Origin of the sequence: Pseudoalteromonas sp. 31A1 (assembly GCF_011378815.1) — a bacterium.
GTDB lineage: Bacteria > Pseudomonadota > Gammaproteobacteria > Enterobacterales > Alteromonadaceae > Pseudoalteromonas > Pseudoalteromonas arctica.
The window spans coordinates 927-12,901 of the sequence record NZ_WTKY01000031.1; the positions used below are offsets into that span (position 1 = coordinate 927).

Consider the following 11,975-nt stretch of genomic DNA (forward strand, 5'->3'; position numbering starts at 1 on the left):
AAGTCGCTGTTATTGGTTTTAAGGAGTATGTCGCTCTGTGCATGCACTTTTACTGCACGTCCGGTGAGGAGTGATATTTCATTCTCGCTCGTAAGGGTTGCATTTTTACCACTGAACGCCTGGCTGCCACCACTTTGATAATTTACATGGTTGTTAGTTGTGGTTTGCGATACGGTATTTTTAACATCAATAAATTGATTGTTTTTAATAACAAACTGAACATTGTTTTGTTCGGTTTCAAGGCACAGGTCGCGCCCTGCGTGTAAATTTATAGTACCGAGTTGACTTATCCATTGAATAAATTGGCGGCCTGATTTTATAGCATTTAATTCAATATAGTGCTCACTGGCGAGTGTTTGTAAGATGACTTTGGGTACATCTTTATCGTCATCAAACATGAGTTCATTTTGCGCTGCGCTTAATAAGCGATTATGCGTTGGGTTAGCGGCTGTAACTACGCTTGGCTGGTCGGCGTTTAGTGCAAAACCCATTATAAATGTATTATTTGGGTCGTTATTAATACACCCAATAAGTACCTCAGAACCACCAACGAGTGGAAAGTGCCAGCCAGTGGCTTGAGGTTGATTTTCACAAGCATATAGCGCTAGTTTTTTTAGTGCAGGGCTTGATTGAATTACTGGGCGAGCTGTTTTATCAAACTCGGTACGAATACGGTATTGGCCGTGTTCATCTACAAATGCATTACTTGTGAGAGATTCTACGGTTGCTGGAAATACCATAGGCTTAGGTGTATGAGGCTCCGGCATTGCTTTGTAAGGTGTGCCTCGCTCTATAAATTGCGCTACGCAGTGATAGTGCGTTTCACCTTCATGGCTGCTTTCGTCATTTGCTTGATTAAGGGTGTGCTCTATTGCAATGCATAGCAAATCACCACTAGCAAACCCCATATTATCGTCAAGCGAAATTGAGCAGCCTGCAAATACATCAGATACATTACCCGTAAGCGTAATTTGTTTATTGTGTGTGGCTAATGCATTGCTAAAGCTTTGTGTTTGCGCTGATGCTTCGGCGTCTGAGTTTGCAGCAGGCTCGAAAAAAGATTGACTGTTACTGGCTACTTTTTGAAATTGTCCATGGGCATTACTTTGCGCTGCATTATTATATAAGGTTTGTGTTACTTCACTGTGCATAAAGCCGACAAAGTTACCCCAGTACTGGGCGTTCATCCCCGCGTTTGCTTTAACTTCTAATACACCCGTACTTAAGTAGGGGCTATTGAGGTTGCTGTCACTTATAACAAGTGTTTCGGTGTTTGATTCACTTTCAATCCAGTAAAAAAGACCATGCTGAGACATCAAGCGATTAAAAAAGGCCCAGTCACTTTCCATTGCTTGCACACATTGCTTTAAATGCGGTAAGGCGGAGCTTGTCCTAAAAACGATTTGTCCTGATGAATAACCTGCTTTTTGTGCTAAGTAATTTAATACATCTTGTACGTTTACGGTAATAAAGACTTTACTGTTTGAGGTGTCTTTTAAGGTGGATAATCGATCTTGAATGTTTATTTTAAAGCGATGTAGATTGTTGAATACACCCATATTGGTTACAGATGTAATCAGGCCGCATTGTTCTCTATATCTTTTATTTTTATTAACAAAAATCACACTGGCATTAGCAAGTAGTATATCTGTATTGATTTTTACTGAAGATTCAACGGTGAGTAAATAACTAAAGCCTTTATTAATTTTTTCGTAGCCATGTAGGTAAGTAACATTAAAGTCTTTGTCATTAACCTTCAAAAAAAAATTAGATTTAGTCAAAACGTTGCAATCCCTGCTCGGTAAAATTAGTGGCGTAAACATACCTTTTTGTGTGTTAATGATCAACTGGATAATTGTAACTCTAAAAATAAATTGAATTATCTTTTTGATTGTTTCATAAATGGGGATTGTTTTGTTTTATTGCGTATTATTCATTTATAACTGTTTTTTAGAATGTTTATTCTAATTCGTAAATCGCATTAATATTCTAATATTTTAAACCTTATATAGGTTGACAATAGCGGTTAGGTGTTTGTATTATGCGCCAAATAAATGGATTTATTACTAGCCTTAGACTAAGAGTTTTTTAGTTTAACTGATGACAAGGAGCATGTTGTGAATAAAAAAGAGTTTATAAATCAAATAAATAGCTTGTACTCCTTAGCTTGGTCACTTACTGCCAGCGTTTCTTCGCTGCTAGATCAGGTAGGTATTCCTGCCCATCGCGTTTTTTCTGAAAATTCTATAGAACACTTTTTCTTTTTTTTAAATAATCCTCCTAAAAGCAATGAAAAAGTTACTTTAATTAACGGTGATGTTTCTGTTTATATAAAAGAGCTTTCGCTAATAAATACTAAGTTAATTATGTCTATAGATGATGTTGTTACGCAGTCTTTGCTAGTTGATTCTCAAGAAAAAAGCAGAAAGAAGACCTTGTTCGGATTTTTTAAAACTAATAAATGGTCTGATTGTGCGAATGTAAGATTCAATAAAGTTATTTGCCCAGTTTATGAAGCTACTCTTTGCAAAACTAATTTTAATTTTAAATAAAAATATTTATTGAGGTAAAAAATGCGCTTTATTTTAAATGCGATTATAGGTTTATCACTTTCTATAATGTTAACTGGTTGTATGAGTACTAACGTAAGTTTAGATGTTAAGGCAACAGATAACTTAAATTTAAACCAATTTGATGAAGCGTTACCAGTCGTTTTAAAGGTATATCAATTGTCGGATATACAAACCTTTAAAACAGCTACGTTTGAAGAATTATGGAAGTCAGATAAGTCAGTTTTAGCTAATAGTTTAATTACATTAGAAGAGCGAACAATTCACCCTTCTGAACAATCTAAAATTAAGTTTGAACAGGCTGAAAATGCAAGATTTGTTGCTATTGTGGCTTTATTTAGAGACCGCAGTGGAGACAACTGGAAAGCGTATTACCCGCTTGCAGATGGCCCTGTTAAGTTATCTACATCATTAGATGTTTTGGTTACCAATAACGAAGTTCAGTTACCTGGCGTGGATAAGGCTGAGTAATGAATTTAAAAGCTCCCGCAAAGCCCGTTTGGGCTGAAGGTGTTTTGCTTGCCCAGCAACATTTTCAACTATTTGACGATTATCACGATCAAAATCAGGTTGTACGTCAAGCGCTAATATCACCGTTGGCATTTGGTTTACAGCATTTTGCTATTGATGAATCAGCACTTGCTCGCGGCATATTAAAAGTGACCAGTTTTAAGCTACTTTTAGAAAATGGCCGTTTGCTTGATTTCGATCGTCAACATCAAGATGATTTAAAACTAGAGCTTGATAATAACCACCAAGAGAGTGTTATTTATATTGCTATTGCTGCAAATAAAACAGTTAGCAATATTGAAGGTTATGCGGCGAGTGGGCAATTGAGCGCATATGAAGCGGATTATATTGATTTAGAAGATAATCATGATGCGTCGCGTAGTCGTGAGGTATTAGTTGCAAAACCTAAATTTATATTACTGTCTGACTCAGATGTAAAAACTTATTTTGACACCATTGCCTGTTTGAAAATAAGTCGCTCGGAAGATGGATCATTTGTTTTAAATAAACAGTTTGTGCCTCCTTTATTAAATATTAGTGCGTCTGCTTATTTGACTGAATTATTAAACAGAACTGCTAATTTAGTTAATGCAAAAGTTAACGTGCTGCTTAGTAGACGTAAAAATTATGGCTCAGTTACTGACTTTGGGCCAAATGAAATGAATACATTTTTGTTACTTAATGCAATGGCTCCATCAGCCAAGCGTTTAGATCATCTTAAAAACTTGTCATTGGTTCATCCGGAACGTTTGTATTGTGAGCTTGTTGATTTAATTAGTTCAGTTTCAATGTTTGAGCACAGCGATTTAGTTAACCAAGTACCACCATACCAGCATAAAAATTTAAGTAATGTATTCGGTCAGCTTGATGGCCTATTAACTCGTTTACTTGAAGGGGTTGTTCCTAAGAAAATGGTGGGCTTGAAACTTGAAAAAACCTCTAACGCTATTTATCAAGTTGCCACTATTGATTCTGCCACTTTTACAAATAACGACTTTTATTTAGCTGTGTATTTTGAATCTGAAGACACAAAATGGATTGAAACATTTAGTGACCAAGTAAAAGTTGGAGCAAGCGAAAAGCTCGATATCATGATTTCATCTGCTTTAGCGGGTGTACAACTAACGCATTGTCAGCGACCTCCGAATAAGCTGGCCATAAAAAGTGGGTATGAATACTTCAGGCTTGAGTCGCATGGTTTCATTTGGCAGCAAATTATTGAAGAGCAATCATTAAGCCTATTTGTACCATTTGGATTGCAAAGTGCACAAATTGAAATTGTTACCGTAGCACGTAATTAACGTTGAGTTGAAATTATGCAAGAAGCACAAAAAGAACAAGATTTAGTCGCGTGTATTTCGCCTGTAATTAATGCGCTAACACCATTAAAACTAAAGCAATCTACTAACTTAGAGCTTGAAGAGTTTAGAGAAAATTTACTAACTAGTTTTGATGACTATGAGCGTAATTGTTACTCGCAACAGGTAACAACAAGTTTAATGCAAGAAGTTAAGTTTGCTCTTACGGCTATGTGTGATGAATTTGTTATGAGTTCAGGTGCTCATTTTAGAATGGATTGGATGTCTCGACCGCTACAGCTTGAATTTTTTGGTAACAACCGAGCTGGTGAAGAATTTTTTGAACGTTTAGGTAAGTTGCGTACCGGCGGAGAGCAAAAGCTAGCTGCATTAGAGGTTTATTATATTTGTCTGCAGCTTGGCTTTGAAGGCATTTACAAAGTTAAAGGCATTGAGCAATTAAAAGCGTTAATTGTTGATGTTAGAGCTCAAATTGAAGATATAAAAGGAACACCGAGTTCTCAATTATCTGATAACGGTATACCTGCAGAAGGGTTTGCTATGAAGGTGGGGCGTAATATTCCTTATTGGGTGATTTTGGCTATTTGCTTGGGTTCTATTGCCTCATTATTTGCTGGATTTCATTATGTAATTAATAAGCAAGCAACGCAGAGTACTCAGGTAATAGACAACCAAATTGAAGTGCTGACTCAGCTCAATAAAACCAACGAAACACGATAGGTAACACAATGCAGGGAAGAGTTAATAAAAGCGGTTTAGTTCATTTTTTATTGGGCTTGGTATCATCGCGTGCAACGGGTCAACTTATTGGCTTTATAGCCGTTTTGAGTATTGTGTGGTTTGCCGGTCGCATGGTGGGTTTAGATACTACCGATAAAAAATTAATTGCGATGGGTGCTGTAACCGCTGTTTTTGTTTTATTTATTTTTATTCGTTGGTTATGGACTAAGCGCTCAGGCGATAAGTTAGCTTCTGAATTAGCAAGTCATAATGCCGGTTCGAGTGCTGAATTAAGCGAAATTAAAGAAAAAATGCAAGAAGCATTGGGGTCTTTAAAAGCATCTCATTTAGGTGCGGGTTATCGTGGTAATACCGCTTTATACGCTTTGCCTTGGTATATGATTATTGGCCCTTCGGCTACAGGGAAAAGTACTTTATTTGCAAATTCGGGCTTACATTTTCCTTACTCTAATTCGAGTGAATTGCATATCCAAGGTTTTGGTGGAACGCGCAATTGTGACTGGTGGTTTTCAGATCAAGCTATTTTAATTGACACAGCAGGGCGTTACACAACTGAGCAGTCAGAAAACAAAGAGTGGTTGTCATTTTTAGCGCTCCTTAAAAAATACAGGCCAAAGCTGCCTATAAATGGCGTAATGGTGGCTATTAGCGTTGCAGATGTATTAACTTCCGACAGTGAAGAAATTCGTCAACATGTAAAATTAGTACGTGAGCGTATAGAGGAGCTAATTACTCAACTTGGCGTTATCTTTCCTGTATATATTACTTTTACTAAAACTGACTTAATAAGTGGTTTTGAACCTTTTTTTAGCGACTTATCTGAAAAAGAGCGTGAGCAAGTATTTGGTGCTTACTTACTCGATATTAGTGAAGATCAAAAAAATGATCCTGCGGAAATGTTTGAAGTTCGTATGCAGGAGCTATATGAGCGACTGTGCGAGCAACGATTAAGTAAAGTTGCACGCGAGCGCAATGAGCATCGTAAGCAACTAATACTAGATTTTCCTAACCAATTTCAATCGGCTTCAACTAAGTTAACTGAGTTTGTTAACTTGCTGTTTAAGTCTAATCCGTATCAAGAAGTTCCTTGGTTTGCTGGTGTTTATTTTACATCGGGTACGCAAGAAGGAACGCCTATTGAACGCATTACTAATGGTGTACGAGATCAATTTGGTGCGGTTGTAGTTGACCAAAAACAAGAAAGTATTACTCAAAGTTATTTTATTAACCGCGTATTTAATGATGTTATTTTTAAGCTGCAGGATTTAACGCGAGGAAACAGAAAAAAACGGTTAGTAGGACGCTGGTTAAAAGGTTTAACCGTTACTTCGGGCTTGGCATCTATTGCCGCAATTACAGCACTTCTTATTACGTCATACACGAGTAATCAACTATTACTTAATCAAGGTGAATCACGTGTAAAAGCTGTTGTTGAAGCTAATGTAAGTAAGGCTAAAGATGAGCAAAAGCTCGCGGCTACGCTAGCTTTATTTGAGCACTATGGTCAGCTTAAAACTTACGAAGATTCACTTCCGTGGTATTTTATATTTGGTATTTATGAAGGTGATGAAACCTTAAATAGTGTTGCAAATGTACTATTTAATCAAATGAATCAACTTATTACTTACCCAGGTGAAGAACATCTACTTGCACAAATAAAGCAGTACGAAACTCAGTGGTTTGACAATGAAGATGAAGCAAAAGCAACTATTCGTCAGCAGTATTATGATGCACTAAAAATGCATTTAATGATGAGTACGAACCCTGAGCATATTTCAACGGAGTTTGCTAAAGAGCAATTGCTTAATTTTATTGCTGAGCATTTTCATATAGACATAAATGCACAAGAGCAAGCGCCAATTTATACACAACTGAGTAGCTTAGTTGATATGTACCTACAAAATATGGGTAGCGATATAGAGCAACCAGGTAAAATTGCATTTTGGCAAACTAACGAAACATCAATAGCACTCGCGCGCGATAACTTAAATACCCAGCCAGAGGCTTTCCCGTTATATCAACAAGTAATTACAAGTTTTGCTGAACGTAAAAAGCCATTGTTATTAAACGATTTTATGATTTCTAAAAATCGTGATGTATTTAAAAGTAAGTATAAAATCCCGTATGTTTATACAAACTTAGGTTGGCAGGAATATGTATTCCCAGAGATTAAACGTATTTCACGTTTGGTATTCTCAGGTGACTGGGTTATGGGTTCAAGCGATGAAAATGGTCAAAATGTTGTTGACGAAGCACAAGCTGAAACCTTGGCAAAGGCTATGCGTGCATATTACTTTAAAGACTACGGCAATACCTGGTTCGCTTTTATAGATAGCATAAAAGTACCTGCATTTAGAGATCTAAACGATGCAAGTATTGATTTTGCACGCCTTTCATCGATGGACGGCCCTTTTAACGATTTAATGAAACTAATTAACGACAATATTACGCTTGCTGACGCGCCTTTGAAAAGCCAGGCTTCAATAGGTAAGACGGCTGCTGATGTTGCAAATAAATTAGCTTTAAATACACCCACAATTACTCAAATGAGTACGGTTAGAGCGCCAGAGCTTGAAAGCCGATTTGCTGATTTAAGACGTTTTGCGCAGCCTAATGAAGATAAAAACTCTTCTGATTACTTAAGGCAGTACATTAGTTCATTAAGTAGCATTCATTCAGACATTAAAGCTATGGCAGCGAGTAATGAAGATGATGCTCAAGCAATGATATTTGCGCAGGACTTGCTTTCAGGTAACAGCCAAAGTAATGCATTGCAGTCTTCGTGGATTATTATTGAGAGCCAAACCCGAGCATTAGACCCTCAAACTAAAGAAACGCTAGATAAGCTATTTAAAGCCCCGCTTCACGGTGGTATAGCGACTGTCATGGCAAAAGCACGTACTCAGCTTAATCAAGAATGGGAAAACCAAGTTTATACTATGTACAACAGTAGTTTAGCTGGTAAATACCCGTTTAACTTAACAGGCCCTGATGCTGCTATAGCAGATGTGTCTGAGTTTTTGAATTCTGAATCTGGGATTTTATGGAGCTTTATTAATACCCAACTCAAACCATTTATGAAAGTACGCCGCGGTGTATGGGAAGAAAAACAATGGAACGGTGTAGGTATTGGTTTTAGCGCGCAATTACTTGATGGTTTAACTAAAGCAAATAAAGTAACTCGTTCGTTGTTCTCTAGTGGTGCTGATAGTGCTGGTTTTACTTTTCAAATGATGCCGGTTCCACACCGAGGTATTCGTGAAACGTACCTAGGCTTTAGTGAGCAAGGTTATCGTTATCGTAATGAGCCTGAAGAATGGCGTAATTTTTCGTGGCCTGGCCGTGGAGCAGCAGAAAAAGCGGTTCTGTATGGTTTAGATAACAAAGGGCGCCGCATTTCTATTGAGCAAGACGGACCTTGGGCACTACTAAAAGTGCTTAACTCAGCCAGTGTTAAGTGGATTAAAGGCACAGAATTTTTAGCAACATGGGAATTAAAAGATAAATCTGAAAAGCCGTTAACGGTGCAGTTTTCTCTTAAATCAGGTCGCAACAGCGGTATATTTTCAAAATACATGCTTACGTCGTTTGCATTACCAAGCTCTTTGTTTTCGCAAAGCCCTAGTTTGGCTCAATCGCAATCGCGAACGATGCAATAGGCCGCCTAGCAATGTTTAATTTATTTACTAAAAAGAAAACACCGACACTGGTTAAGCAACACAGCTTTGGTTTTATGGGTAAAACACCAATAAGACCAGACTTTGTAAAGCTTAATATTTCATCTAGAGAATCGGTTGGATTTGATCATTGGTTGCAAGAGGGCTTTGCACATTTAAACCGTGGTAGAAAAACAACGGATACAAGCCACTTGAATGGAACTAAGTCGTTGTTTTTTATATCGGGTAATGCTGATGATGGTGGTTTACTTGGCGTTTTGCAGCCAAGTAAAGATAGCAGTGGTCGGTTTTACCCATTTAGCTCTTTTGTACATAGTGGGCTTGATACATATAAGCGTCACCCGGCTTTTCTATTTTTATTTGCAAGCCAAGTAATAGAGCACCTTTTAGGTGTAAATGAAAATATTAAACAAGCTGCCAGTATTAATGAAATGGAGCAAAAAGCACAAGATTATAACCGTGTAGCTGATGCACTTAAACAGCAACCAAACTTAACTCTAGAGCTTGATAAACTTAGAACTATTCCGATGAGCGTTTTTTGGCAGCATTTAGGCCTGAACGATATTGCTAAAAGAGCAATTTTAATTGAAGAGCTATCGGCTGTGCTTAAATCTATCGCTAATAGAGGGTGTTTAAGAAGTCAGTTTGGTATTCGCCTACCAATGCCTAGTTTTAGTCATGAAAGTGCCTTAGTTGCCGGGTTTTGGTTGCACTTAGTTGCATCTATGGTGGCAGATCATAATTGGCAGCCTTGGTTTTTTTATCAGTTAGGTGATGAGAATCAAGCGCCTAGTTTAACTATTTTTTGTAGGCCTATTCCAGCGTCATACTTTAATAGTGTGTGGGAATACGATAAAAAAACAAACGATATTGTTGATCTATGTAATTTAAAAGTAGAAAAACAGCCGTCTTCACAAACACTTAATTTTGCTGATATGGATAACGTGAGTGTTTACGATGCACTTCGTCGTTGGTGTAAATCATGAGTAATAAAGCGCCGCATACACATACCACCTGGATTGAATGGCTTGAAGCATTAAGTGCTCCTCTGCCGGGGAACAAGTGTGGAGAAGATTTAAAATATGAAGAAACATTTAAAGCATTAAAAGCATCTTCATCAGGGGTGGGGGAAGTTGACTTTAAAGTGATGTTTATACAAGCATCCGATTTACTCAACACTCAAAGTAAAGATTTACGCATAGTAAGTTATTTAGCACTAGCTGCAACAAGTGAGTTTGGGGTTACAGGTTTAACGCATACGTTATTGTTATTTAATCGTTTGTTGACTACTTATACGGATGAGGTACACCCACTAAAAGCCAGAATGCGCGCTGCAGTCAATACATGGTTTTTGCAACAGCAAGAGCGTTTAAAAGGTGTTGCCCAAGGCCATAATACAAACGCTGAGCAATGGCCTGAGCTTATAGCTGCTTTAACCCAATACAACGAGCAGTGTGTTGGGTTGCTAGATAACGAATCTGGCCCTCTATCGACTTTGAATGAGTGGGCTAAAGAACAAGAAAAACGAAACCCAGTGCCTGTAGCTGAACCAGAGCAAGAAGAAAAAGCGATTAGCACAGAGCAAAAATTAGCTGAGAATTCAGCTGTAACGGCTCCAAAATCAGAAACTAATAATTCGGCACCAGCCGCAGTTGCTAGCCAGGTTAGTATTGGTAATGCTGATATTGCCTCAGATACAGCGTATTTAAGTGCGGTTAGGCAGCTACTTAACTTTGATAAAGAACAAAATAACATTGAACGAGTAATAAAGTTATCGCGAGCTGCACGTTGGACAAGATTGGCATTACCGGCTAACGAAAATGGAAAAACGCGTTTACCCGCTCCAAGAGCTGCAGCATTTGCTCCAATTGAAAATGCATTGGCAAGTGATCAACCTGAACAAGCTTTAAATTTAGCCGAAGGGTTATTTATGGAAGGAGCTATGCAATTTAATTTAAACCTTCAAGTACTTAGTTTAAATGCATTAAAAAAATTAAATAAATTGCCGCTTGTTCATTGGCTTGAACAACAATTAGTGAATTTAAATGAGCAGTTTCCTGCTTTAGTTTCCCTACAGTATGACGATGGAAGCCCGTTATGTTCATCTGTAAATAAAGAGTTTTTAAAAGAGTTATCACATTCTGCAAAAACAGAGTCTGTTAGCTCTCAAAGTAGTGCGTTTGATGAGCAGTATAGCGAGTTAATACAAGACGTCGAAAAAGGGCAGTTATCGACGGCATTAATTAAAGTCGATCAAATAAATATTTTAAACGATTTTGACAAAGCTCAAGCGCAATTATTAAAGGCTAAGTTATTAATAAAAGCTGAGCATTACGAACATGCTTTAGCGTTGTTAGGGGTGTTACTAAAACAAATAAAAGCGCATGATTTAGCGCAATGGCAACAATGTTTTTGCATGGAAGTATGGCGATTTTCCAAGCAGTGTTATGCAAGTTTGTCACAAACGCCAGAAGATGAAATGAGTTTAGCTGCTAAACATATTAGTCAGCAAATGATGGTAACTAACCCAGCACAAGCATTAGCGTGGGTTTAGTTACAAGGGCTTGACTAATATGTCGAGGTTTAATTGGAATTGAGTCGGTAGATAACCAAACTGCAAAGGAAAAAACATGAGTGATACATTTCAAAAAGAGATCCCCAGAGCTCGGATCAATATTTCGTTAGAGCTTGATACAGATGGCGCTTCACAAAAAAGTGAATTGCCATTAAAAATGCTAGTAATTGGTGACTACTCAAATGGTCAAAATAGCCAAGAACTATCTGAGCGTGAGCGCGTAACAATTAATAAAAATAATATTGAGCAAGTGCTTAAAGATATGGCGCCTAAAGCGAACTTTCAGGTAGCAAATAAAATTAAAGGTGAGGGCGAAATTAGCGTAAACCTTGAGTTTGATTCTTTTAAATCGTTTGACCCAGAATCAGTTGCTTCTCAAGTGCCAGAGCTTAATAAAATGATGGCTATGCGTAATTTACTTCGCGACCTTAAATCTAATTTATTAGATAACTCATCACTTCGTAAAGAATTAGAGCGTGTATTACAAAATCAACCAGAGCTAGATGAATTAAAAGCTAAACTGGATGAAATTGCGCCGCTGGCTTCTGAAGATGAAAAACAACCAATAACTGAATAAGGAGAT

The 11,975-nt window shown here is 37.6% G+C and carries 9 protein-coding genes; 8 read left to right on the forward strand and 1 reads right to left on the reverse strand.

Annotation, left to right across the window (positions count from 1 at the left end):
- Positions 1-1,781, reverse strand: a 1,781-nt coding sequence (locus GQR52_RS18915) for a contractile injection system protein, VgrG/Pvc8 family (protein WP_277344681.1), incomplete at its 3' end; no start/stop codon positions are given.
- Positions 1,782-2,117: 336 nt separating this feature from the next.
- Between GQR52_RS18915 and GQR52_RS18920 the strand changes: the two genes are divergently transcribed.
- From GQR52_RS18920 to tssB, 8 genes are all read left to right on the forward strand, one after another.
- Positions 2,118-2,552: a hypothetical protein gene (locus GQR52_RS18920; protein WP_165729448.1), complete on the forward strand. Its 435-nt coding sequence runs from the start codon at positions 2,118-2,120 to the stop codon at positions 2,550-2,552.
- A gap of 21 nt (positions 2,553-2,573) precedes the next feature.
- Positions 2,574-3,041: a type VI secretion system lipoprotein TssJ gene (gene tssJ, locus GQR52_RS18925; RefSeq protein WP_165729449.1), complete on the forward strand. Its 468-nt coding sequence runs from the start codon at positions 2,574-2,576 to the stop codon at positions 3,039-3,041.
- The gene (gene tssK, locus GQR52_RS18930) at positions 3,041-4,381 is read left to right on the forward strand and encodes a type VI secretion system baseplate subunit TssK (RefSeq protein ID WP_165729450.1); all 1,341 of its coding nucleotides are present in this window, start codon (positions 3,041-3,043) and stop codon (positions 4,379-4,381) included. The genes tssJ and tssK overlap by 1 nt, the downstream gene beginning before the upstream one ends.
- Positions 4,382-4,396: 15 nt before the next feature.
- A complete protein-coding gene (gene icmH, locus GQR52_RS18935; protein ID WP_007584493.1) occupies positions 4,397-5,119 on the forward strand; it encodes a type IVB secretion system protein IcmH/DotU in 723 nt (240 codons plus the stop codon).
- An 8-nt stretch (positions 5,120-5,127) separates the two neighbouring features.
- The gene (gene tssM, locus GQR52_RS18940; RefSeq protein WP_165729451.1) at positions 5,128-8,799 is read left to right on the forward strand and encodes a type VI secretion system membrane subunit TssM; all 3,672 of its coding nucleotides are present in this window, start codon (positions 5,128-5,130) and stop codon (positions 8,797-8,799) included.
- Positions 8,800-8,810: 11 nt separating this feature from the next.
- Entirely contained in the window at positions 8,811-9,803 is a 993-nt protein-coding gene (gene tagF / locus GQR52_RS18945) for a type VI secretion system-associated protein TagF (protein WP_007584486.1), read from the forward strand.
- On the forward strand, positions 9,800-11,371 hold the full coding sequence (locus GQR52_RS18950) for a TssA family type VI secretion system protein (protein WP_165729452.1): 1,572 nt from the start codon (positions 9,800-9,802) through the stop codon (positions 11,369-11,371). Before tagF ends, GQR52_RS18950 begins: the two co-directional genes overlap by 4 nt.
- Positions 11,372-11,447: 76 nt before the next feature.
- Positions 11,448-11,969 (forward strand): type VI secretion system contractile sheath small subunit, encoded by a 522-nt coding sequence (gene tssB, locus GQR52_RS18955; protein ID WP_165729453.1) that lies wholly within the window; start codon positions 11,448-11,450, stop codon positions 11,967-11,969.
- Positions 11,970-11,975 lie beyond the last annotated feature (6 nt).